Origin of the sequence: Blautia glucerasea (assembly GCF_013304385.1) — a bacterium.
Classification (GTDB): domain Bacteria; phylum Bacillota; class Clostridia; order Lachnospirales; family Lachnospiraceae; genus Blautia_A; species Blautia_A ammoniilytica.
In genome coordinates, this window is the sequence record NZ_JAAITU010000006.1 from 70357 (window position 1) to 90917 (window position 20561).

At 42.7% G+C, this 20561-nt stretch carries 34 protein-coding genes and 1 pseudogene; 34 read left to right on the plus strand and 1 reads right to left on the minus strand.

Annotated features, from left to right (window positions below; genetic code table 11):
* Positions 1-13: 13 nt before the first annotated feature.
* The 26 genes from G5B11_RS04105 to infA all read left to right on the plus strand — a co-directional run bounded on the left by G5B11_RS04105 (position 14) and on the right by infA (position 14234).
* Positions 14-1093 (plus strand): hypothetical protein, encoded by a 1080-nt coding sequence (locus G5B11_RS04105; RefSeq protein ID WP_173726986.1) that lies wholly within the window; start codon positions 14-16, stop codon positions 1091-1093.
* A 397-nt stretch (positions 1094-1490) separates the two neighbouring features.
* Positions 1491-1808 (plus strand): 30S ribosomal protein S10, encoded by a 318-nt coding sequence (gene rpsJ / locus G5B11_RS04110; protein WP_158421024.1) that lies wholly within the window; start codon positions 1491-1493, stop codon positions 1806-1808.
* A 95-nt stretch (positions 1809-1903) separates the two neighbouring features.
* On the plus strand, positions 1904-2536 hold the full coding sequence (gene rplC, locus G5B11_RS04115) for a 50S ribosomal protein L3 (RefSeq protein WP_158421025.1): 633 nt from the start codon (positions 1904-1906) through the stop codon (positions 2534-2536).
* 21 nt (positions 2537-2557) lie between these two features.
* Positions 2558-3178 carry a 50S ribosomal protein L4 gene (rplD, locus tag G5B11_RS04120; RefSeq protein ID WP_158421026.1) on the plus strand — a complete coding sequence of 207 codons (621 nt, stop codon included), beginning with the start codon at positions 2558-2560 and terminating at the stop codon, positions 3176-3178.
* A complete protein-coding gene (rplW, locus tag G5B11_RS04125) occupies positions 3178-3477 on the plus strand; it encodes a 50S ribosomal protein L23 (protein ID WP_158421027.1) in 300 nt (99 codons plus the stop codon). Before rplD ends, rplW begins: the two co-directional genes overlap by 1 nt.
* Positions 3478-3670: 193 nt before the next feature.
* On the plus strand, positions 3671-4516 hold the full coding sequence (gene rplB / locus G5B11_RS04130; protein WP_173726987.1) for a 50S ribosomal protein L2: 846 nt from the start codon (positions 3671-3673) through the stop codon (positions 4514-4516).
* Positions 4517-4531: 15 nt separating this feature from the next.
* Complete coding sequence (rpsS, locus tag G5B11_RS04135) at positions 4532-4813, plus strand: 30S ribosomal protein S19 (protein ID WP_173726988.1); 282 nt, start codon at positions 4532-4534, stop codon at positions 4811-4813.
* Positions 4814-4931: 118 nt separating this feature from the next.
* Positions 4932-5321: a 50S ribosomal protein L22 gene (gene rplV, locus G5B11_RS04140; RefSeq protein ID WP_158421030.1), complete on the plus strand. Its 390-nt coding sequence runs from the start codon at positions 4932-4934 to the stop codon at positions 5319-5321.
* A gap of 11 nt (positions 5322-5332) precedes the next feature.
* The gene (gene rpsC, locus G5B11_RS04145) at positions 5333-5989 is read left to right on the plus strand and encodes a 30S ribosomal protein S3 (RefSeq protein WP_173726989.1); all 657 of its coding nucleotides are present in this window, start codon (positions 5333-5335) and stop codon (positions 5987-5989) included.
* Complete coding sequence (gene rplP, locus G5B11_RS04150) at positions 5989-6426, plus strand: 50S ribosomal protein L16 (protein WP_158421032.1); 438 nt, start codon at positions 5989-5991, stop codon at positions 6424-6426. Before rpsC ends, rplP begins: the two co-directional genes overlap by 1 nt.
* Entirely contained in the window at positions 6416-6625 is a 210-nt protein-coding gene (gene rpmC, locus G5B11_RS04155; RefSeq protein ID WP_158421033.1) for a 50S ribosomal protein L29, read from the plus strand. The genes rplP and rpmC overlap by 11 nt, the downstream gene beginning before the upstream one ends.
* A gap of 21 nt (positions 6626-6646) precedes the next feature.
* Positions 6647-6901, plus strand: coding sequence for a 30S ribosomal protein S17 (gene rpsQ, locus G5B11_RS04160; RefSeq protein WP_008707264.1), 255 nt, complete (start codon positions 6647-6649; stop codon positions 6899-6901).
* A 14-nt stretch (positions 6902-6915) separates the two neighbouring features.
* Positions 6916-7284: a 50S ribosomal protein L14 gene (gene rplN, locus G5B11_RS04165; RefSeq protein ID WP_019162495.1), complete on the plus strand. Its 369-nt coding sequence runs from the start codon at positions 6916-6918 to the stop codon at positions 7282-7284.
* 11 nt (positions 7285-7295) lie between these two features.
* Complete coding sequence (rplX, locus tag G5B11_RS04170; RefSeq protein ID WP_158421034.1) at positions 7296-7610, plus strand: 50S ribosomal protein L24; 315 nt, start codon at positions 7296-7298, stop codon at positions 7608-7610.
* Positions 7611-7632: 22 nt separating this feature from the next.
* Positions 7633-8172, plus strand: coding sequence for a 50S ribosomal protein L5 (gene rplE / locus G5B11_RS04175; protein ID WP_173726990.1), 540 nt, complete (start codon positions 7633-7635; stop codon positions 8170-8172).
* Positions 8173-8191: 19 nt separating this feature from the next.
* Entirely contained in the window at positions 8192-8377 is a 186-nt protein-coding gene (locus G5B11_RS04180) for a type Z 30S ribosomal protein S14 (protein WP_158421036.1), read from the plus strand.
* A gap of 102 nt (positions 8378-8479) precedes the next feature.
* Positions 8480-8881, plus strand: coding sequence for a 30S ribosomal protein S8 (gene rpsH / locus G5B11_RS04185; RefSeq protein ID WP_158421037.1), 402 nt, complete (start codon positions 8480-8482; stop codon positions 8879-8881).
* A 98-nt stretch (positions 8882-8979) separates the two neighbouring features.
* On the plus strand, positions 8980-9519 hold the full coding sequence (gene rplF / locus G5B11_RS04190) for a 50S ribosomal protein L6 (protein ID WP_158421038.1): 540 nt from the start codon (positions 8980-8982) through the stop codon (positions 9517-9519).
* A gap of 17 nt (positions 9520-9536) precedes the next feature.
* The gene (gene rplR / locus G5B11_RS04195) at positions 9537-9905 is read left to right on the plus strand and encodes a 50S ribosomal protein L18 (protein WP_158421039.1); all 369 of its coding nucleotides are present in this window, start codon (positions 9537-9539) and stop codon (positions 9903-9905) included.
* 18 nt (positions 9906-9923) lie between these two features.
* Positions 9924-10433, plus strand: coding sequence for a 30S ribosomal protein S5 (rpsE, locus tag G5B11_RS04200; protein ID WP_158421040.1), 510 nt, complete (start codon positions 9924-9926; stop codon positions 10431-10433).
* Positions 10434-10447: 14 nt separating this feature from the next.
* Positions 10448-10630, plus strand: coding sequence for a 50S ribosomal protein L30 (rpmD, locus tag G5B11_RS04205; RefSeq protein WP_117852555.1), 183 nt, complete (start codon positions 10448-10450; stop codon positions 10628-10630).
* Positions 10631-10667: 37 nt separating this feature from the next.
* Positions 10668-11108, plus strand: a complete 441-nt coding sequence (rplO, locus tag G5B11_RS04210; RefSeq protein WP_158421041.1) for a 50S ribosomal protein L15 — start codon at positions 10668-10670, stop codon at positions 11106-11108.
* Entirely contained in the window at positions 11108-12424 is a 1317-nt protein-coding gene (secY, locus tag G5B11_RS04215) for a preprotein translocase subunit SecY (protein WP_158421042.1), read from the plus strand. The genes rplO and secY overlap by 1 nt, the downstream gene beginning before the upstream one ends.
* Before the next feature lie 98 nt (positions 12425-12522).
* Positions 12523-13167 carry an adenylate kinase gene (locus tag G5B11_RS04220; protein ID WP_173726991.1) on the plus strand — a complete coding sequence of 215 codons (645 nt, stop codon included), beginning with the start codon at positions 12523-12525 and terminating at the stop codon, positions 13165-13167.
* Between the two features lie 14 nt (positions 13168-13181).
* The gene (gene map, locus G5B11_RS04225; protein WP_158421044.1) at positions 13182-13937 is read left to right on the plus strand and encodes a type I methionyl aminopeptidase; all 756 of its coding nucleotides are present in this window, start codon (positions 13182-13184) and stop codon (positions 13935-13937) included.
* Between the two features lie 78 nt (positions 13938-14015).
* Entirely contained in the window at positions 14016-14234 is a 219-nt protein-coding gene (gene infA / locus G5B11_RS04230) for a translation initiation factor IF-1 (protein WP_005428560.1), read from the plus strand.
* A 48-nt stretch (positions 14235-14282) separates the two neighbouring features.
* Here infA and G5B11_RS04235 read toward each other — a convergent pair.
* A pseudogene (locus tag G5B11_RS04235) lies at positions 14283-14498 on the minus strand (hypothetical protein); the annotation flags it as partial.
* Between the two features lie 268 nt (positions 14499-14766).
* Here G5B11_RS04235 and rpmJ point away from each other — a divergent pair.
* The 8 genes from rpmJ to G5B11_RS04275 all read left to right on the plus strand — a co-directional run bounded on the left by rpmJ (position 14767) and on the right by G5B11_RS04275 (position 20560).
* Positions 14767-14880 (plus strand): 50S ribosomal protein L36, encoded by a 114-nt coding sequence (rpmJ, locus tag G5B11_RS04240; protein ID WP_003022746.1) that lies wholly within the window; start codon positions 14767-14769, stop codon positions 14878-14880.
* A gap of 294 nt (positions 14881-15174) precedes the next feature.
* Complete coding sequence (rpsM, locus tag G5B11_RS04245) at positions 15175-15543, plus strand: 30S ribosomal protein S13 (protein WP_158421045.1); 369 nt, start codon at positions 15175-15177, stop codon at positions 15541-15543.
* A gap of 49 nt (positions 15544-15592) precedes the next feature.
* Positions 15593-15988 (plus strand): 30S ribosomal protein S11, encoded by a 396-nt coding sequence (gene rpsK / locus G5B11_RS04250; protein ID WP_158421046.1) that lies wholly within the window; start codon positions 15593-15595, stop codon positions 15986-15988.
* Positions 15989-16006: 18 nt separating this feature from the next.
* Positions 16007-16600, plus strand: coding sequence for a 30S ribosomal protein S4 (gene rpsD / locus G5B11_RS04255; protein WP_158421047.1), 594 nt, complete (start codon positions 16007-16009; stop codon positions 16598-16600).
* A 60-nt stretch (positions 16601-16660) separates the two neighbouring features.
* Entirely contained in the window at positions 16661-17614 is a 954-nt protein-coding gene (locus tag G5B11_RS04260) for a DNA-directed RNA polymerase subunit alpha (protein WP_173726992.1), read from the plus strand.
* Positions 17615-17718: 104 nt separating this feature from the next.
* Positions 17719-18255, plus strand: a complete 537-nt coding sequence (locus G5B11_RS04265) for a bL17 family ribosomal protein (protein WP_158421049.1) — start codon at positions 17719-17721, stop codon at positions 18253-18255.
* 233 nt (positions 18256-18488) lie between these two features.
* Complete coding sequence (locus G5B11_RS04270; RefSeq protein ID WP_158421050.1) at positions 18489-19826, plus strand: Mur ligase family protein; 1338 nt, start codon at positions 18489-18491, stop codon at positions 19824-19826.
* A complete protein-coding gene (locus tag G5B11_RS04275) occupies positions 19823-20560 on the plus strand; it encodes a type 1 glutamine amidotransferase (protein ID WP_173726993.1) in 738 nt (245 codons plus the stop codon). The genes G5B11_RS04270 and G5B11_RS04275 overlap by 4 nt, the downstream gene beginning before the upstream one ends.
* Position 20561 lies beyond the last annotated feature (1 nt).

The following is a 20561-nucleotide window of genomic DNA, read 5'->3' on the forward strand; positions in this document are numbered from 1 at the left end:
AGGAATGTTTAAAATGTCAAAGGTACTGAAGTTTATTGTACATTTTGTGGTGATCTGCACCATATTAAGTATACTTGCACTGGCATTACCTCCGTTTTTCGGAGTAACTACAGAGATTCGCGATCATGCAGACCAGGAATCCAATCTTCCTATGGGTTCAGTTACATATGCGATCCCTGTGAAGTCATCTGAGATGACAGTGGGAGACAGAATCCTTGCACAGAAAGATGATAATGCATGGCGTTATGATATTGCCAGCGTTGACCTTGCCAGTGGCACAGGCACAGCAGTGAATCCGGATGCCCTGGAAGAGTCCCCTGTGAATCTTTCTATTGGCGAATATATGCCGAAAGTTGTAGTGACAATTCCGCTGATTGGTTATCTTATGGTAGCCACACAGAGTATTGAAGGGCTGATCATTCTGGCACTTGCAGTATTTTTCCTGATTATCTTGTACGTGATCGCAGAGCTCTGGAAAAAGGATCCAAAGGAAGAAGATCTTCCAGAGGATACAGAACCGGGATATGTGAAATCCAAAAAGGAACTGAAGCTGGAAGAAAAGAAAAAAGAACGCCTCTTGAGAGAAGAAGAGCGTGAGATCAAAGCGGAAAGCAAAAAGAACAAGAAGAAACCGAAGCGTACAGTACGTACCGGTGGTTTTGTTGATGAGATCGAAGAGGACGATCCAGACGAGGAAGAGGATGAACGTCCGGAGAAAGCGGTTCAGACAGCTACCAGCGAAGCTCATGAAGTCCTGAAAAAGGAGATTGCAGCCGCTACTGCAGAAGATGATTATCAGCAGCCAGTACGCAAAAAAAAACAGCAGCTGGACGAGACAAGGAAAGTGGTAACACACAAAAAAAAAGTCCAAATCCCCGATACCTTGGAGGAGTCGGTGAAAGAAGAGATTCCTGAAAAACCGGTCAAGCTAAAAAGAATGGCAATTCCGAGAATGACAGCTGCACAGCTTGCTGACAAAGCAAAGGCTGAAGGAGATTCGCCGGAGATCGTAAGAGATGATATTACAAAGGTGACACTTCTTGATTATTCTGATATCTTTGCAGAAGAAGAGGATGAAGACGAAGAAGAATGATCCTTTACCTGGTATAAGAGGACAGTAAAACGCCTGGGAAGTACAAAAGTATTTCCACAGGCGTTTATTACATAATGGGAAATTATCCCATAATGTTCCAACTGCTTGTTTTTGAAAAAATACAATTTTTTTTGAAAAAGCCTTGCAATTAGAAATAAGATTGTGTATACTGTTACTTGCTGTGACATGATAGCTATGAAGCGAGAGGTTGCTACCACATGGTAGGTTTTCCGTGGAGCGAATGTCAAGTTAGGAAACTGACGACAAGTCACTGTACAAGTTCAGAAGACCATCTAGGGATGGGCGTGTGGAAAGATGTCTTAGGACACACACGGAGATGTGTACAGTCGCCGCTTGTCGTACTGATTGTGAGTACGAATAGGAGGAGACTTTTTTTATGGCAAATCAGGTAATGAGAATCACATTAAAAGCTTATGATCATCAGTTAGTAGATGCATCTGCAGCTAAAATTATCGACACTGTAAAGAAGAATGGAGCAACAGTAAGCGGACCGGTACCGCTTCCTACTAAGAAGGAAGTTGTTACAATCCTGCGTGCTGTTCACAAATATAAAGACTCCAGAGAACAGTTTGAGCAGAGAACACATAAGAGACTGATCGATATCGTAGCACCTACCCAGAAGACAGTAGACGCACTGTCCAGACTGGAGATGCCGGCAGGCGTTCACATCGACATCAAGATGAAAACAAAATAATTGAACGCATTGCTTTCCTAATGTAAATGCATGAGCATTTAGCTATTTATTATATGATTACCTATCCGGGTAATCCGCTATAGGAGGAAGAAAGAATGAAGAAAGCTATTTTAGCTACAAAAGTTGGAATGACGCAGATCTTCAACGATGAAGGAATGCTGATTCCTGTAACCGTATTACAGGCAGGTCCATGTGTCGTTACTCAGGTTAAGACAGAGGAGAACGACGGATATGCAGCAGTTCAGGTTGGCTTTGGCGAGATCAGAGAGAAACTGGTTAACAAGCCGGAGAAAGGCCACTTTACAAAAGCTGGCGTTGACGTAAAGAGATTCCTGAAAGAGTTCCATTTTGACAACGCAGCTGAATATGAAGTAGGACAGGAAATTAAAGCTGATATCTTTACAGCAGGTGAGCATATTGATGCAACAGCTGTTTCTAAAGGTAAAGGTTTCCAGGGCGCGATCAAGAGACACGGACAGTCCAGAGGACCTATGGCTCATGGTTCTAAGTATCATCGCCATGCAGGTTCAAATGGTGCTTGTTCTGATCCGAGCAAGGTTTTCAAAGGAAAACACATGGCCGGACATATGGGACATGAGCAGGTGACAGTTCAGAACCTTGAGATCGTACGTGTAGATGCTGAGAATAACTTACTGTTAGTTAAGGGTGCTGTTCCAGGACCTAAGAAATCTTTGGTAACAATCAAAGAGACAGTAAAGTCCTTATAATGAGAAAGGAGGAGCACACAGATGGCAAACGTAACTGTTTATAATATGGAAGGCAAAGAAGTTGGAACAATGGAGCTGAATGATGCAGTGTTTGGTGTTGAGATCAACGAGCATCTTGTTCATCTTGCAGTTGTTCGCCAGCTTGCAAATAAACGCCAGGGTACTCAGAAGGCTAAAACACGTTCTGAAGTAAGCGGCGGTGGAAGAAAACCATGGAGACAGAAAGGAACTGGTCATGCAAGACAGGGTTCCATCCGTGCAGCACAGTGGACAGGCGGCGGAATTATTTTTGCTCCTACTCCAAGAGATTATGAAGTAAAGATCAATAAGAAGGAAAGAAGAGCTGCATTAAAATCCGCTCTTACTTCCAAAGTTCAGGATAACAAGCTGATCGTTGTAGACGAGCTGAAGCTTGACCAGATCAAGACAAAAGAAATGCAGAAGGTTCTTACAAACCTGAAAGCAGAGAAAGCTCTTGTTGTTACTGCACAGGATGACAAAAATGTGATCCTTTCTGCAAGAAACATCACTGATGTACAGACTGCTACACCGGGAACAATCAATGTATACGATGTTATGAAACACGGCGCATTAGTTGTTACCAAAGACGCTGTAGCAACAATCGAGGAGGTGTACGCATAATGGCAGACATTAAGTATTACGATGTAATCCTGAAACCTGTGATTACTGAAAAGTCCATGAATGCTATGGGAGAAAAGAAGTACACATTCTTAGTACACCCGGAAGCAAATAAAACACAGATTAAAGAAGCTGTGGAGAAAATGTTTGAAGGAACAAAGGTTAAAGCTGTAAATACAATGAACCTTGACGGTAAGAAAAGACGTCGTGGTATGGTTGTTGGAAAAACAGCTAAGACTAAAAAGGCTATCGTTGCCCTTACAGAGGACAGCAAGGATATCGAGATTTTTGAAGGCCTTTAATTAACAGGTTGCGATGTGCGGGCGCACTTCGGAAGCTATGCTTCCTCAGTCGCGTTACACGCTTGCAAGTCTTCATAAGAGCTCAGCCTTGCATGCAAGCATGACGGCTTCCCTCTTATGAATCCTTGGCGCTCTGTTCATCGCGGATATACGCATTCAAAAGCGTGAGAACAAATTTGAAAGGAGAACTGAAATGGGAATCAAGAGTTATAACCCATATACACCGTCCAGAAGACATATGACCGGTTCTGACTTCTCTGAGATTACTGCTGCAAAGCCAGAGAAATCATTGGTTGTTTCCTTAAAGAAAAGCGCCGGCCGTAACAATCAGGGTAAAATTACTGTAAGACACCGCGGAGGCAGAAGCAGAAGAAAATATAGAATCATCGATTTCAAGAGAAGAAAAGATGGTGTTCCGGCAATTGTTAAGACTATCGAGTATGATCCGAACAGAACAGCAAATATCGCACTGATCTGCTATGCAGATGGTGAGAAAGCTTACATCCTTGCTCCGGAAGGACTGAAGGTTGGTCAGAAGATCATGAATGGTCCGGAAGCTGAGGTTCGTGTTGGTAACTGCCTTCCATTAGAGCTGATCCCGGTTGGTACTATGATTCATAACATTGAGCTTCATCCTGGAAAGGGCGGACAGATGGTTCGTTCTGCTGGTAACGGTGCTCAGTTAATGGCAAAAGAAGGAAAATATGCTACTCTTCGTCTTCCATCTGGCGAGATGAGAATGGTTCCGATCGTATGCCGTGCTACTGTAGGTGTTATCGGAAACGGAGACCACAATCTGATTAATATTGGTAAAGCAGGACGTAAACGTAACATGGGTATCAGACCTACCGTTCGTGGTTCTGTCATGAACCCTAACGACCATCCACATGGTGGTGGTGAAGGAAAGACCGGTATCGGACGTCCAGGTCCGTGTACTCCTTGGGGTAAACCGGCTCTCGGCCTGAAGACCAGAAAGAAAAACAAACAGTCCAACAAGCTCATCGTAAGAAGACGCGATGGCAAAGCTTTATCAAAATAATAAGGAGGATTAAGAATGTCTCGTTCACTGAAAAAAGGACCTTTTGCAGATGAGAGCTTACTGAAAAAGATCGATGCTTTAAATGCTGCAAATGATAAATCCGTTATTAAAACATGGTCTCGTCGTTCCACAATCTTCCCGTCCTTCGTTGGACATACAATTGCTGTCCATGACGGAAGAAAGCATGTTCCGGTATACGTTACAGAGGACATGGTAGGACACAAGCTTGGCGAGTTCGTGGTTACAAGAACTTACAGAGGACACGGTAAAGACGAAAAGAAATCCGGCGTTCGCTAGTTAGCACATACAATGTGTTATTCACCTGGACACTTAATGAACCGTAAGGCGATTTAAGTGACCAAGGTGTTCTGATATAAGATGTTATATTGAATAAGACGAAAGGAGGCACTTAAAAATGGCAAAGGGACATAGAAGCCAGATTAAGAGAGCCAGAAATGAGAGTAATAGAGAGACAAGGCCGTCTGCAAAATTATCTTATGCAAGAATTTCTGTTCAGAAAGCCTGCTACGTATTAGATGCAATCCGTGGCAAAGATGTGCAGACAGCACTTGGAATCCTGACATATAATCCGAGATACGCTTCCAGCGTTGTAAAGAAGCTGCTTGAGTCAGCTGTTGCAAATGCTGAGAATAACAACGGAATGAACGCAGACAACCTCTATGTTGCAGCGTGCTTTGCAAACAAAGGACCTACAATGAAGAGAATTCAGCCGAGAGCACAGGGTAGGGCTTACAGAATCGAGAAGAGAACAAGCCATATCACCATCGTGCTGGATGAAAGATAAGGAGGAAAAACATGGGACAGAAAGTTAACCCACATGGCCTTAGAGTCGGTGTTATCAAAGATTGGGATTCAAGATGGTATGCTGAAGGCGAATTCGCAGACTATCTGGTAGAAGATTACAATATCAGATCTTTCCTGAAAAAGAAATTATACAGCGCAGGTGTTTCCAAGATTGAGATCGAGAGAGCATCTGACAGAGTAAAGATCATCATCTATACAGCAAAACCTGGTATCGTTATCGGTAAAGGCGGAGCTGAGATCGAGAAAGTTAAAGCAGAGCTTGCTAAATACACAACAAAGAAATTAATCGTTGACATCAAAGAGGTTAAGAGACCTGACAGAGATGCTCAGTTAGTAGCAGAGAACATTGCATTACAGCTTGAGAACCGTATCTCCTTCAGACGTGCAATGAAATCTACAATGCAGAGAACTATGAAGGCCGGAGCAAAAGGTATCAAAACATCCGTATCCGGACGTCTTGGCGGTGCTGATATGGCTCGTACAGAGTTCTACAGCGAAGGTACTATTCCGCTTCAGACACTTCGTGCAGATATTGATTATGGTTTTGCGGAAGCTGACACCACCTACGGAAAAGTGGGCGTAAAGGCTTGGGTTTACAACGGTGAGGTACTTCCGACTAAAGGAACTAAGGAAGGGAGCGATAAATAATGTTAATGCCAAAAAGAGTAAAACGTCGTAAACAATTCCGTGGCTCCATGAGAGGCAAAGCACTTAGAGGCAACCAGATCAATTACGGTGATTTCGGCCTTGTTGCTACAGAGCCTTGCTGGATCAGATCAAATCAGATCGAGGCAGCCCGTGTTGCTATGACTCGTTATATCAAACGTGGTGGTAAAGTTTGGATCAAGATTTTCCCAGACAAACCGGTAACAGCAAAACCGGCAGAAACTCGTATGGGTTCCGGAAAAGGTGCTCTGGAGTACTGGGTTGCAGTTGTTAAGCCAGGTCGTGTAATGTTCGAGATCGCAGGTGTATCCGAGGATATCGCTCGTGAGGCGTTGCGTCTTGCAATGCACAAGTTACCATGCAAATGTAAAATAGTTTCTCGTGCAGAGTTAGAAGGCGGTGATAACAGTGAAAATTGATAAATTCGTAGAAGATTTAAGAACAAAATCAGCTTCTGAATTAAATGAAGAATTAGTAGCTGCTAAGAAAGAACTTTTCAATCTGAGATTTCAGAATGCAACAAATCAATTAGACAATACCGGACGAATCAAAGAGGTTCGCAGAAATATTGCCAGAATCCAGACAGTAATCACTGAGCAGGCTAACGCTTCCAAATAGTGAATATAGGAGGAAACAATCGTGGAAAGAAATCTGAGAAAAACCCGTGTGGGTAAGGTTGTCAGCAATAAGATGGACAAGACCATTGTAGTTGCTATTGAAGACCATGTAAAACATCCTCTTTACAAAAAAATCGTGAAGAGAACATATAAATTAAAGGCTCATGATGAAAATAATGAGTGCAATATTGGTGATACCGTTAAAGTAATGGAGACCAGACCGTTGTCCAAGGACAAAAGATGGAGACTGGTTGAGATTGTAGAGAAAGTGAAATAAGGAGGAAGACCAGTATGATTCAGCAGGAAACAAGACTGAAAGTTGCCGACAACACTGGTGCAAAAGAAATCCTTTGTATTCGTGTTATGGGTGGCTCTACAAGAAGATATGCAAATATTGGCGATACTATCGTTGCTACTGTCAAAGATGCAACACCAGGCGGCGTTGTTAAGAAAGGTGATGTAGTAAAGGCAGTTGTAGTTAGAACAAAGAAGGGCGCTCGTCGTAAAGATGGATCCTATATCCGTTTCGATGAAAATGCTGCCGTAATCATTAAAGACGACTTAACTCCGAGAGGAACACGTATCTTTGGACCAGTTGCCAGAGAACTTCGTGAGAAGAAATTCATGAAGATCGTTTCCTTAGCTCCGGAAGTATTATAGGAGGGTGCCTAATGTCAGCTATGAAAATTAAAAAAGGCGATACTGTTACAGTAATCGCTGGAAAAGATAAAGGTAAAGAAGGAAAAGTTCTTGCAGTAAATGCAAAGAACAGCACAGTTCTTGTTGAGAACGTAAATGTTGTTACAAAGCATACCAAACCGTCTGCTGCAAACCAGCAGGGTGGAATCGTTACAAAGGAAGCTCCTCTTCACATCTCCAATGTTATGTTACTTGTTGATGGAAAAGCTACCAGAGTAGGTTTCCAGATGAACGGAGACAAAAAAGTTCGTGTTGCTAAAGCAACCGGTAAAGTAATTGATGATTAATTGAGAGAGGAGGCAGACATAAGTGAGTAGATTAAAAGAGCTTTACAAAAATGAGATCATGGATGCCATGACCAAAAAATTCGGATACAAAAATGTTATGGAAGTGCCAAAACTCGAGAAAATCGTCATTAACATGGGTGTTGGTGAAGCAAAAGAAAACGCAAAACTTCTTGACGCTGCAATCGCTGATATGGAACTGATCACAGGTCAGAAAGCAATTGCAACAAAAGCTAAGAAATCCGTTGCTAACTTCAAGATCAGAGAAGGAATGCCTATCGGATGTAAGGTTACATTAAGAGGAGAAAAGATGTATGAGTTCGCTGATCGTCTTATCAATCTTGCTCTTCCGCGTGTACGTGACTTCCGTGGTGTTAATCCTCATGCTTTCGACGGCAGAGGAAACTATGCACTGGGTATTAAAGAGCAGCTGATCTTCCCTGAGGTAGAGTATGATAAGGTTGATAAAGTAAGAGGTATGGACATTATCTTCGTTACCACAGCTAAGACAGATGAAGAAGCCCGCGAATTACTGACATTATTCAATATGCCGTTTGCAAAGTAATTGATAGGAGGAAAGATTCATGGCTAAAACAGCAATGAAAATCAAACAGCAGCGTGGATCCAAATTCTCTACTAGAGAGTACAACCGTTGCAAAATTTGTGGACGTCCACATGCATATTTAAGAAAATACGGAATCTGCAGAATCTGCTTCCGTGAGTTAGCTTACAAGGGTCAGATCCCGGGAGTTAAGAAAGCTAGCTGGTAAATCGAAGCACTTAATGAGCAAGATCCGTTGCTGAACAAGGTAACACGTAAATTATTAAAATATATCTTAGACATGTAAAGTCTGAATGAGGAGGAAACTTACATGACAATGAGCGATCCAATCGCAGATATGCTTACAAGAATTCGTAATGCTAATACTGCAAAACATGACACAGTAGACGTTCCGGCATCTAAAATGAAAATTGCAATCGCAAATATTCTTTTAGATGAGGGATATATCACAAAGTATGATTTAGTTGAGGATGGAGCAAGCAAGACAATCCATATCACACTGAAATACGGTGAAGACAAAAACGAGAAGATCATTACTGGTTTAAAGAGAATCTCCAAACCAGGTCTTCGCGTGTATGCTGGTAAAGATGAGCTTCCAAAGGTTCTTGGTGGACTGGGTGTAGCGATCATCTCTACAAACAAGGGCGTTATCACAGATAAAGAAGCTCGTAAACAGCAGGTAGGCGGCGAGGTACTGGCATTCGTTTGGTAAGCAGGTAAGCTTACACTGATGCACACCAAAGACGCAGCACTGAAAACAGAGGGGATACAGTTTCCCCTCCGATAATCTAAGTAAGGAGGACACACAGTATGTCACGAATCGGTAGACTTCCAGTTGCTATCCCGGCAGGAGTTGAGGTATCTATTGCTGAGGGTAATGTAGTAACTGTAAAGGGACCAAAAGGAACACTTGAAAGAGCGCTTCCTACAGAAATGGAAATCAAAGTTGAAGATGGTCATGTAGTAGTAGCAAGACCAAATGATCTTAAGAAGATGAAATCCCTTCATGGATTGACCAGAAGCCTTATCCACAACATGGTAGTCGGAGTAAGCGAAGGCTATTCCAAAACACTTGAAGTAAACGGTGTTGGTTATAAAGCAGCAAAACAGGGTAAAAAGCTTGTATTAAGCCTTGGATATTCTCACCCGGTTGAAATGGAAGATCCGGATGGTATTGAGACAAAAGTTGAAGACAACAAGATCGTCGTATCCGGTATCAGCAAAGAGAAGGTTGGACAGTTTGCGGCTGAAATCAGAGATAAGAGAAGACCTGAGCCATATAAGGGCAAAGGTATTAAGTATTCTGATGAAGTTATCAGACGTAAAGTTGGTAAGACTGGTAAGAAATAATTAAGGAGAGTGAGAAAATGATTAATAAAGCATCTAGGGCGGAAATTCGTCAGAATAAGCATAGAAGATTACGTCATCATTTAAACGGCACTGCTACGACTCCTCGTCTTGCAGTATTTCGTTCAAACAAGCATATGTATGCACAGATTATCGATGACACTGTTGGCAAGACTTTAGTATCTGCTTCTACTCTTCAGAAAGATGTAAAAGCACAGCTTGAGAACACAGACGATGTAGCAGCTGCAGCAGCTCTTGGTACCGTGATCGGTAAAAAGGCTTTGGAAGCTGGCATCGAAAGCGTAGTTTTTGACAGAGGCGGTTACATTTACCATGGTAAAGTAAAAGCATTGGCAGAGGCAGCAAGAGAAGCTGGACTGAAATTCTAAAAGGAGGAGCGAAAACACATGAAACGTAATCTTATTGATGCTAGTCAGTTAGAATTAGAAGATAAAGTAGTGTCAATCAAGCGTGTTACAAAGGTTGTTAAAGGTGGTCGTAACTTCCGTTTCACAGCTTTAGTTGTTGTCGGTGACGGCAATGGACACGTTGGCGCAGGTTTAGGAAAAGCAGCCGAGATTCCTGAAGCAATCCGCAAAGGAAAAGAGGATGCAATGAAGAAATTAGTTACAGTTGCCAGAGATGAGAATGGTTCTATTACCCATGATTTTGTAGGAAACTACGGAAGCGCACAGATGCTTCTGAAGAGAGCTCCGGAAGGTACTGGAGTTATCGCTGGTGGTCCTGCACGTGCGGTAATCGAGTTAGCAGGTATTAAAAATATCCGTACAAAATGTATGGGATCCAGAAATAAACAGAATGTTGTTCTTGCTACCATCGAAGGCTTAAGACAGTTAAAGACTCCGGAAGAAGTTGCTAAACTTCGCGGTAAATCTGTTGATGAGATTCTGGCTTAAGGAGGAATACGAAAATGGCAAACACATTAAAAGTTACATTAGTAAAATCTCCTATTGGCGCAGTTCCGAAGCACAAGCTGACTGTTAAGGCTATGGGTCTTACAAAGATGCATAAAACAGTTGAGATGCCGGATAATGCTGCAACCAGAGGAATGATTCAGCAGGTACAGCACCTGGTTAAAGTAGAAGAAGCATAATAGTTAAAAGAGTTGAATACTAAAAGGAGGTGCCAATATGGAATTATCAAACTTAAGACCAGCTGATGGTTCTAAGCATAGCGATAACTTCAGAAGAGGCCGTGGACATGGTTCAGGAAACGGCAAAACAGCCGGAAAAGGCCATAAAGGACAGTTAGCACGTTCCGGACATAAGAAACCGGGATTTGAAGGTGGACAGATGCCTTTATACAGACGTCTGCCAAAGAGAGGATTCACAAACAGAAATTCTAAAGAGATTATTGCAATCAATGTTGACATTCTGAACCGTTTTGAGGATGGTGCAGAAGTAACTGTTGAGAGTTTACTTGAAAGCAGAGCAATTTCCAAAGCAGGAGATGGAGTTAAGATCCTTGGAAATGGCGAGTTGACAAAGAAACTTAATGTCAAAGTAAATGCTGTCAGCGAGACTGCAAAAGCAAAAATCGAAGCTGCTGGTGGTACCGTCGAGGTGATCTAATGTTAGAAAATCTGAAAAATATTTTCAGAGTTAAAGAAATGCGGCGTAAACTTCTCTATGTACTGTGGATGATTCTTGTGATCCGTATTGGATCACAGCTCCCAGTACCTGGAGTTGACAGTGATTTCTTTAAGGACTGGTTTAAACAGAATACCGGCGATGCATTCAATTTCTTTGATGCATTTACCGGTGGTTCCTTTACTCAGATGTCGATCTTTGCATTGAACATTACACCGTACATTACTTCTTCCATTATCATGCAGCTGCTTACCATTGCCATTCCGGCATTGGAAGAGATGCAGAGAGATGGTGAAGAAGGAAGGAAAAAGATCACAGCGATCACCCGTTATGTAACGGTTGGTCTTGCTCTGTTTGAGTCAATTGCCATGGCAATCGGATTCGGACGTCAGGGTCTTATTCCGAACATGACCTTCTTCAAAGGATTTACAGTTGTTGTGTGTCTGACAGCTGGTTCAGCAATGCTTATGTGGATTGGCGAGCGTATTACTGAGAAGGGCGTTGGAAATGGTATTTCTATCGTGCTTACTGTTAATATCGTATCCCGTGTCCCAAGTGATCTGACAGTTCTGTATGAGAACTTTATCAAAGGTAAGACTATCGCAAAAGGAATGCTTGCCGGATTGATCATTGCAGCGATCATTATCGCAATGGTTGTTTTCGTTCTGATCCTGAACGGTGCAGAGAGAAGAATTCCTGTACAGTATTCCAGGAAGATGGTTGGAAGAAAGCTTATGGGCGGACAGACGACCAATATTCCTTTGAAGGTTAATACAGCAGGTGTAATCCCTGTTATTTTTGCTTCTTCTATTATGTCCTTCCCGGGTGTGATCGCCCAGATGGCAGGAAAGGCAAATAGTACAGGTATTGGCGGTGAGATCCTTCGTGGTCTTTCTTCCAACAACTGGTGTAATCCAAGCCAGCTTCAGTATACCTGGGGACTGGTAGTGTACATCTTACTTTGTGTATTCTTTGCATATTTCTATACTTCCATTACCTTTAATCCACTGGAAGTAGCAGACAATATCAAGAAACAGGGTGGTTTTATCCCAGGTATCAGACCTGGTAAGCCTACGTCTGATTATCTGACCAAAATCCTGAATTATATAATCTTTATTGGTGTAGTTGGCCTTATTATTGTGGCAGTTATTCCGTTCTTCTTTAACGGTGTATTTGGAGCAAATGTTTCTTTTGGTGGTACATCTATCATCATTATCGTAGGAGTTATCCTTGAAACTGTGAAACAGATCGAGTCCCAGATGCTTGTCCGCAATTACAAGGGCTTCCTGAACGAATAAAGCCATGATAAGGTTGCGGTGCTATTTTGCATCGCAGCCTTGCTTAAAATAAGGAAACCTATAATAATCCCATAGTAATTCCATGCAGGAGGTATTTTATGAGAATCGTTATGTTAGGAGCGCCGGGAGCCGGCAAGGGTACACAGGCCAAGAAGATTGCTGCAAAATATGGTATTCCCCATATTTCTACAGGCGATATTTTCCGTGCAAACATCAAAAACGGGACGGAACTTGGCAAAAAAGCAAAAACATATATGGATCAGGGGCTTTTAGTACCGGACGAGCTTACATGCGACCTTGTTGTAGACAGGATCCAGCAGTCAGATGCAGAAAATGGTTATGTTCTTGATGGATTTCCAAGAACAATTCCACAGGCAGAGTGTCTGACAAAAGCACTTGAGAAACTGGGAAGCAAGATCGATTATGCAATTGATGTAGATGTTCCGGATGAAAACATTGTAAGACGTATGGGTGGAAGACGTGCCTGCCTGAAATGCGGTGCAACTTATCATGTTGTTTATGCATCACCAAAGACAGAAGGTGTATGCGATGCATGTGGAGAAGATCTGGTTCTTCGTGATGACGACAAGCCAGAGACTGTGCAGAAGCGTCTGAATGTGTACCATGAACAGACACAGCCACTGATTGATTATTATACAAACCAGGGTGTTTTAAAGACAGTAGATGGAACCAGGGACCTTGAAGAGGTATTTGGGGATATCGTGACTATTCTTGGTGAATAAAACGGGGAAAACAAATGTCAGTTACTATAAAAACAGAGCATGAAATCCAACTTATGAGGGAATCCGGACATCTTCTTGAAAAGGTGCATGATGGACTGATCCCTTATATTAAACCTGGAATTACAACAAAGGAACTGGATCATATCGGCGAAGAAATGATTCGTTCACTGGGATGTATTCCAAACTTTTTAAATTATGGAGGTTTTCCAGGATCTTTCTGTATCAGCCTGAATGACGAGGTTGTTCATGGGATTCCTTCGGAGGAGAAGGTTATAAGGGATGGTGATCTGGTGAAGATCGATGCCGGATTGATTTACAAAGGATACCATTCAGATGCAGCGCGTACCTATGCAGTGGGCGAAGTATCCCAGGAGGCAAGGCAGCTGATGGATGTGACCAGGCAGTCCTTCTTCGAGGGAATTAAGTATGCGAAAGCAGGAAATCATCTTAATGACATATCAAAGGCAATTGGGGCATATGCGGCAAAATACCATTATGGTATTGTCCGTGACCTGGTTGGCCATGGGATTGGCACACATCTTCACGAAGATCCGCAAATCCCTAATTTCCCGCAGAAACGCAGAGGCGTTAAGCTTATACCGGGGATGACACTTGCTATTGAGCCAATGATCAATCTGGGGCGTCCGGATGTAGTATGGCTGGATGATGAGTGGACTGTTGTAACAATGGATGGTTCTCTTTCAGCTCATTATGAGAATACGATCCTGATCACAGATGGTGAACCGGAGATTCTGACGCTTACTAAATAATTGAAATATTCGTAACTGTGAGGGTATTCTACAGGTACAAATACTCGTTTTCAGATGACAGACACAGGAGGTTAATCAATGTCAAAAGCAGATGTTATTGAAGTGGAAGGAACTGTTCTGGAAAAACTTCCAAATGCAATGTTTAAGGTTGAACTGGAGAATAAACATGTGGTTCTTGCACATATCAGCGGAAAGCTGCGCATGAACTTCATCCGTATTCTTCCGGGAGATAAAGTAACGATTGAACTTTCACCATATGATTTGTCCAAGGGCAGGATCATCTGGAGAGATAAATAAGATCCGTTTTAAGCTTGCAAACAAAGGCTGCTGTATTTATTCCTATCACAGGAGTGCTACAGCAGTTTTTTTACGCCCGGGTTTAGCGCAGCGGTACATAGCCAGGGCAGCTCCTGGAAGACCAAAGATCATGAATATAAATTCACCTGAAAAATACCGTGTAGCATCTGCACTGAAATGGGTGATATTAGCAGCATCCGCCAGCTGGGCAAAGAAAATATTCTGTCCACCGGAAACCAGCTGTCCTGCCACATAGGAGGAACCATAGCGATGGGAAGCATGAAGCTTCGCCCAATCCTTTGCAGTACACCGAATATTTTATCTTTCATCAGGATTTCCTCCGGAAATAGTTTTTTAGATACATGAATGGCCATCATTTATTTCTGATTATTATTAAGAAAAAAAACAAAAATATACTTGCTTTTTGGAAATAATAATGTTAGAATACACTTTGTACGCATGTATAGTCTTTGTATACGTGCGCCCATACTGCAGATTTTAATGCTATATTTTACGGAAGGAGGATTTCCAAGTGAAAGTAAGATCATCTGTAAAACCGATCTGCGAAAAATGCAAGGTCATTAAAAGAAAAGGATCTATCAGAATTATCTGTGAGAATCCAAAACACAAACAGCGTCAGGGTTGATGCCTGGATTGTGTGGTATGCGGCTGCAGTTGAGACACCCGGACAGGTTGTCAGGACTGATGAAATAATGAACTATTCATGTATTGCCTAATACCGAGAGGCGACGTTGGCCCGTTGGCCGCAACAAATCGGAAAGGCCGCAACACGCCAAAGCGGCTGGGTGTATTACCGAGGCACCCCAATTAGGAATGAAGGAGAAGGCAGCGTACAGATGCACCCCATTTCACCTTGTAGAAATACAAGTGGTGTACAGGACGAAAGGCTTTCAGTAAAAGAAAATGGAGGAAACAGTACATGGCTCGTATAGCTGGTGTAGACTTACCAAGAGAGAAAAGAATTGAGATCGGCCTTACCTATATTTATGGTATCGGCAGAGCAAGTGCAGACAAGATCCTTGCACAGGCAGGTGTTAATCCTGACACACGTGTCAGAGACCTGACAGACGAGGATGTTAAGAAAATCAGTGCTGTCATTGATGAAACAATGATGGTAGAAGGAGATCTTCGTAGAGAAATCGCCCTCAACATTAAGAGACTGCAGGAAATCGGATGCTACAGAGGTATCCGTCATCGTAAAGGACTTCCGGTTCGTGGACAGAAGACTAAGACAAATGCCAGAACACGTAAAGGTCCGAAGAGAACAGTAGCAAATAAGAAGAAATAATACCTTATAAATAATTAATCGAAAAAGGAAAGCGTAGGTTAGTTTTAAAATGGCAAAAACAACGAAAAGAACGGTAACAAAACGTCGTGTCAAGAAAAACGTTGAACATGGACAGGCACATATTCAGTCATCCTTCAATAACACAATCGTTACACTGACTGACAGCGAAGGAAATGCTCTTTCCTGGGCAAGTGCTGGTGGTCTTGGATTTAGAGGTTCAAGGAAATCTACCCCTTATGCAGCACAGATGGCTGCTGAGACAGCTACAAAAGCTGCTTTGATTCATGGATTAAAAACTGTAGACGTTATGGTAAAAGGACCTGGTTCAGGCCGTGAGGCAGCTATCCGTGCCCTTCAGGCATGCGGTCTTGAAGTAACAAGCATCCGTGACGTAACACCGGTTCCTCACAATGGATGTCGTCCACCAAAACGCAGAAGAGTTTAATTTAGGAGGTAAGCCACAATGGCAGTAGATAGAACACCGGTCCTGAAGAGATGCAGATCTCTTGGCCTTGACCCGATTTATTTAGGAATTGATAAGAAATCCACAAGACAGTTAAAACGTGCTAACCGTAAATTATCTGAGTACGGTATGCAGTTAAGAGAAAAACAGAAAGCAAAATTCATTTACGGCGTACTTGAGAAACCTTTCCGTAACTACTACAAGAAAGCCGACAGAATGAAAGGTCAGACAGGTGAGAACCTGATGATCATGCTTGAGACAAGACTTGACAATGTAATCTTCCGTATGGGCTTTGCCAGAACAAGAAGAGAAGCTCGTCAGATCGTAGATCACAAGCATGTACTGGTAAATGGCAAATGTGTAAACATTCCGTCTTACCTGATCAAAGCTGGTGATACAGTTGAAATCAAAGAAAGCTGCAAAGGCTCAGAGAGATACAAAGGTATTCTGGAGATCACAGGCGGAAGACTTGTTCCGAACTGGCTGGATGTTGACCAGGAGAACTTAAAAGGCGTTGTTAAAGAGCTTCCTACAAGAGAAGAGATCGACGTTCCTGTAGAAGAGATGCTTATCGTCGAGTTGTATTCCAGATAAGCCCTTTGAATCATAAATACCCTCAAATGTTGATTAAACCCAGAAGGAGGGAACATTAAAGTGTTTGATTTCAATAAACCTAAAATCGAAATCACCGAAAAATCCGAGAAATTTGGAAGATTCGTGGTAGAGCCTCTTGAAAGAGGATATGGTACTACACTTGGCAATTCACTTCGGAGAATCATGCTGTCCTCCCTGCCGGGAGCCGCAGTAAGCCAGGTTAAGATCGAAGGCGTGCTTCATGAGTTCAGCTCCATTCCTGGAGTTAAAGAAGACGTTACTGAGATCATCATGAATCTGAAAAGCCTTGCCATCAAGAATAACAGTACTGATAACGAGCCAAAGACCGCATACATTGAGTGTGAGGGCAAGGGTGTAGTAACTGCTGCTGATATTCAGGCTGATCAGGACATTGAGATCATGAATCCAGATCAGGTTATCGCTACACTGAACGGTGGAAAAGACTGCAGACTGGCAATGGAGCTTACCATTACCAAAGGCCGCGGTTATGTAAGTGCTGACAAAGGCAAGACAGATGACATGCCTATCGGTGTGATCGCTGTAGATGCTATCTACACTCCTGTAGACAGAGTCAACATGACTGTTCAGAATACCCGAGTTGGTCAGGTTACAGATTTCGATAAACTTACATTAGATGTATACACAAATGGAACACTGGATCCGGATGAGGCTGTCAGCCTTGCTGCTAAGGTGTTAAGTGAGCATTTAAGCCTTTTCATTGACCTTTCCGATAATGCAAGAACCGCAGAAGTCATGATCGAGAAAGAAGATAATGAGAAAGAAAAAGTTCTTGAGATGAGCATTGATGAGCTTGAACTTTCTGTCCGCTCCTACAATTGCTTGAAGAGAGCCGGTATTAATACTGTTGAAGAACTTTGCAACAAAACTTCCGATGATATGATGAAGGTTCGTAATCTGGGTCGTAAGTCACTGGAAGAGGTACTTGCAAAACTGAAAGAACTTGGTCTGCAGCTTCAGCCTACTGAGGAATAAGCAGCCAGGACACATGCAATGATAATTACAGTGGGATGCCAAAGCAGCGGTACAGTAAGACCGAACAAGCATGTACCGCTGTCCCACAGATGGAGGAAAATAACATGGCAAAATATAGAAAATTAAGCAGAACATCTGATCAGAGAAAAGCACTCCTCAGAAGCCAGGTAACAAGTCTTTTATACCATGGAAAGATCGTTACCACTGAAGCAAAAGCTAAAGAGGTTCGTAAGATCGCTGAGAGCATGATCGCTATGGCTGTTCGCGAGAGAGATAATTTCGAGACAGTTACTGTAACTGCTAAAGTTGCAAGAAAAGATGCTGAAGGCAAAAGAGTCAAAGAAGTTGTAGACGGCAAGAAGAAAACCGTATACGATGAAGTTCAGAAAGAGATCAAGAAAGATTCTCCTTCCAGACTGCATGCTCGTCGCCAGATGCTGAAAGTATTCTATCCTGTAAAAGAGGTTCCGGTAAAAGCTGCTGGAAGAAAGAAAAACACAAAGGATATTGATCTTGTTAAGAAAATGTTTGAAGAGATCGCTCCTAAGTATGCTAACCGTAACGGCGGTTACACAAGAATCGTAAAGATCGGCCAGCGTAAAGGTGATGGCGCTATGGAAGTTCTGCTCGAGCTTGTTTAATTTACCATATTGAATTGTGAACTGCTGCAAGACTGCAGGTATTTAGCCTGTTGTTCCTGCAGCAGTTTTTTTTTGTAACAGAATATTACTCTGTAATGATTTATTGTTCATGTTGTTCAAAAAAAACTGTAATGTTGTATTACACAAAAAGAAATTGCGGTCTGTACTTTTTAAATGGAAAAGGGTATACTATAACGGAATATAGAAAGAGAAAGGGTAAACAAGAGAAACCAATGAATATAAGAACACTTGCAGCCATCTGGGCGGCAAAATTTGCCGGATTTGCATGTAAAAAACTTGGCAGACAGGGTGTGACATGGGCTGGAAAAATAGCTCTTCGGATCTCACCCCATATCCTGAAAGAGCTTTCTTCCCAGGTGAGGAAAGAGATTTTTGTAACATGCGGAACCAACGGCAAAACAACCACTAACAATATGCTTTGTGCAGCACTGGAAGCAGAAGGACAAAAGGTTGTATGTAATCATACAGGTTCCAATATGCTCAACGGTGTTGTGGCAGCATTTGTACTGTCAGCAGGGTTAAATGGGCGTTTGGATGCAGACTATGCATGTATAGAGGTGGATGAAGCTTCTACCAGACATGTTTTCCCGCATCTTCAGCCTGATTATATGGTGATGACGAATCTTTTCAGGGATCAGCTGGACCGGTATGGAGAGATTGATATTACCATGAATATTCTGGAGGAGATGATCCGTAAGGTTCCTAAGATGAAGGTGATCGTAAACGGTGATGATGCGCTGTCTGCATATCTGGCCATGGATTGTGGAAATCCATATATTACCTATGGTATCAGCAAACAGGTTCTTAAAAATGATACCAATGAGATCCGCGAAGGAAGATTCTGCAAAAGATGTGGGGAACGTCTTCAGTACAGTTTTTATCATTACAGCCAGTTGGGTGATTACAAATGTCCCGGATGTGGTTTTACCAGACCTGCCCTGGACTATGATGCTACAGATGTAAAGGTGGCAGACCAGCTGTCTTTCCAAGTGGAAGGACGTAGGCTGGTGGCTAATTATCGTGGATTTTACAATGTATATAATATACTTGCTGCATATGCGGGAGTACGGACTGCCGGTTACAGTGCCGATCATTTTCAGGATATGCTGAATAAGTTTAATCCGGAAAACGGCAGAATGGAGCAGTTCAGGATCAGGGGCTGCAGTGTTACATTGAACCTTGCCAAGAATCCGGCCGGCTTTAATCAGAATATTTCGGCAGTGATGCAGGATACAGCTCCTAAGGATATTATTATTACCATCAATGACAATGCACAGGATGGCAGGGATATTTCCTGGCTGTGGGATGTGGATTTTGACCGGCTGATGGATCCTTCGGTTAAGTCAATCACAGTCAGCGGTATCCGGTGTCAGGATATGCGCCTGCGTCTGAAGTATGTGGATATCCCCTCTATGCTGGAGGCTGATGTGGAAAAGGCAATTCGTGCAAGGGTGGAGGATGGAGTATCCAATCTTTATGTGCTTGTGAATTACACAGCCTTATTCGGCACAAGAAATATTCTGAAAAGGATGGAGGGAGAGAAGGAATGAAAATCACCATTGGACATTTATACCCGGATCTTCTGAATCTGTATGGTGACAGAGGGAATATTCAGTGCCTGATGAAACGATGTCAGTGGCGTGGGATTGAGGCAGAGACCATCCCTTTTGAACTTGGGGATCAGATTGATTTCTCCAGGCTGGATATTGTGCTCCTGGGCGGCGGATCTGACAGGGAACAGATGCTTGTATGTGAAAAATTAAAGGAGATTCAGGCGGATTTTAAAGCGTATGTGGAAAAGGGCGGTGTGGTGATCGCTATCTGCGGTGGATACCAGCTTCTTGGAAAATATTACAAAACAGACCAGGGAACCATTACAGGACTTGACCTGGTAGACCTTTATACAGAGCAGGAAGAGGGCCGTCTGATCAGCAATATCGTGCTTAAAAGCGATTTATTTGATATGCCTGTAGTCGGATTTGAGAATCATGGCGGAAGGACTTTTATAGGGGAAAATAGGCCTCTTGGAAAGGTGCTATACGGCTCTGGAAATGATGGGAAAACAGGCTATGAAGGAGTAGTATACAAGAACGTGATCGGTACTTATCTTCATGGACCGCTTCTTCCCAAGAATCCCCAGCTTGCAGACTGGCTGATTGCCCGTGCCCTTGAACAGAAGTATCATAAGCCAGTAGAACTGTCCCTTCTTGATGACAGTCAGGAGGCAGAGGCAAATGCATATGTGTACCACAGGTTTGTTAAAAGCGGCCAGGCAGAGGAGTAAA

What these genes read in the sequence shown, in the direction of transcription:
- rpsH (WP_158421037.1), top strand. Translation starts at nt 8,480, where the DNA reads ATGACAATGAGCGATCCAATCGCAGATATGCTTACAAGAATTCGTAAT.
- G5B11_RS04265 (WP_158421049.1), top strand. Translation starts at nt 17,719, where the DNA reads ATGGCAAAATATAGAAAATTAAGCAGAACATCTGATCAGAGAAAAGCA.
- rplD (WP_158421026.1), top strand. Translation starts at nt 2,558, where the DNA reads ATGGCAAACGTAACTGTTTATAATATGGAAGGCAAAGAAGTTGGAACA.
- rpsS (WP_173726988.1), top strand. Translation starts at nt 4,532, where the DNA reads ATGTCTCGTTCACTGAAAAAAGGACCTTTTGCAGATGAGAGCTTACTG.
- rplF (WP_158421038.1), top strand. Translation starts at nt 8,980, where the DNA reads ATGTCACGAATCGGTAGACTTCCAGTTGCTATCCCGGCAGGAGTTGAG.
- rplB (WP_173726987.1), top strand. Translation starts at nt 3,671, where the DNA reads ATGGGAATCAAGAGTTATAACCCATATACACCGTCCAGAAGACATATG.
- rplN (WP_019162495.1), top strand. Translation starts at nt 6,916, where the DNA reads ATGATTCAGCAGGAAACAAGACTGAAAGTTGCCGACAACACTGGTGCA.
- G5B11_RS04275 (WP_173726993.1), top strand. Translation starts at nt 19,823, where the DNA reads ATGAAAATCACCATTGGACATTTATACCCGGATCTTCTGAATCTGTAT.
- infA (WP_005428560.1), top strand. Translation starts at nt 14,016, where the DNA reads ATGTCAAAAGCAGATGTTATTGAAGTGGAAGGAACTGTTCTGGAAAAA.
- rpsD (WP_158421047.1), top strand. Translation starts at nt 16,007, where the DNA reads ATGGCAGTAGATAGAACACCGGTCCTGAAGAGATGCAGATCTCTTGGC.
- rpsC (WP_173726989.1), top strand. Translation starts at nt 5,333, where the DNA reads ATGGGACAGAAAGTTAACCCACATGGCCTTAGAGTCGGTGTTATCAAA.
- rpsE (WP_158421040.1), top strand. Translation starts at nt 9,924, where the DNA reads ATGAAACGTAATCTTATTGATGCTAGTCAGTTAGAATTAGAAGATAAA.
- G5B11_RS04220 (WP_173726991.1), top strand. Translation starts at nt 12,523, where the DNA reads ATGAGAATCGTTATGTTAGGAGCGCCGGGAGCCGGCAAGGGTACACAG.
- rpmD (WP_117852555.1), top strand. Translation starts at nt 10,448, where the DNA reads ATGGCAAACACATTAAAAGTTACATTAGTAAAATCTCCTATTGGCGCA.
- rplW (WP_158421027.1), top strand. Translation starts at nt 3,178, where the DNA reads ATGGCAGACATTAAGTATTACGATGTAATCCTGAAACCTGTGATTACT.
- rplR (WP_158421039.1), top strand. Translation starts at nt 9,537, where the DNA reads ATGATTAATAAAGCATCTAGGGCGGAAATTCGTCAGAATAAGCATAGA.
- map (WP_158421044.1), top strand. Translation starts at nt 13,182, where the DNA reads ATGTCAGTTACTATAAAAACAGAGCATGAAATCCAACTTATGAGGGAA.
- rplC (WP_158421025.1), top strand. Translation starts at nt 1,904, where the DNA reads ATGAAGAAAGCTATTTTAGCTACAAAAGTTGGAATGACGCAGATCTTC.
- rplX (WP_158421034.1), top strand. Translation starts at nt 7,296, where the DNA reads ATGTCAGCTATGAAAATTAAAAAAGGCGATACTGTTACAGTAATCGCT.
- rplV (WP_158421030.1), top strand. Translation starts at nt 4,932, where the DNA reads ATGGCAAAGGGACATAGAAGCCAGATTAAGAGAGCCAGAAATGAGAGT.
- rpsJ (WP_158421024.1), top strand. Translation starts at nt 1,491, where the DNA reads ATGGCAAATCAGGTAATGAGAATCACATTAAAAGCTTATGATCATCAG.
- rplO (WP_158421041.1), top strand. Translation starts at nt 10,668, where the DNA reads ATGGAATTATCAAACTTAAGACCAGCTGATGGTTCTAAGCATAGCGAT.
- G5B11_RS04180 (WP_158421036.1), top strand. Translation starts at nt 8,192, where the DNA reads ATGGCTAAAACAGCAATGAAAATCAAACAGCAGCGTGGATCCAAATTC.
- rpsK (WP_158421046.1), top strand. Translation starts at nt 15,593, where the DNA reads ATGGCAAAAACAACGAAAAGAACGGTAACAAAACGTCGTGTCAAGAAA.
- secY (WP_158421042.1), top strand. Translation starts at nt 11,108, where the DNA reads ATGTTAGAAAATCTGAAAAATATTTTCAGAGTTAAAGAAATGCGGCGT.
- rplP (WP_158421032.1), top strand. Translation starts at nt 5,989, where the DNA reads ATGTTAATGCCAAAAAGAGTAAAACGTCGTAAACAATTCCGTGGCTCC.
- G5B11_RS04105 (WP_173726986.1), top strand. Translation starts at nt 14, where the DNA reads ATGTCAAAGGTACTGAAGTTTATTGTACATTTTGTGGTGATCTGCACC.
- rpsM (WP_158421045.1), top strand. Translation starts at nt 15,175, where the DNA reads ATGGCTCGTATAGCTGGTGTAGACTTACCAAGAGAGAAAAGAATTGAG.
- G5B11_RS04270 (WP_158421050.1), top strand. Translation starts at nt 18,489, where the DNA reads ATGAATATAAGAACACTTGCAGCCATCTGGGCGGCAAAATTTGCCGGA.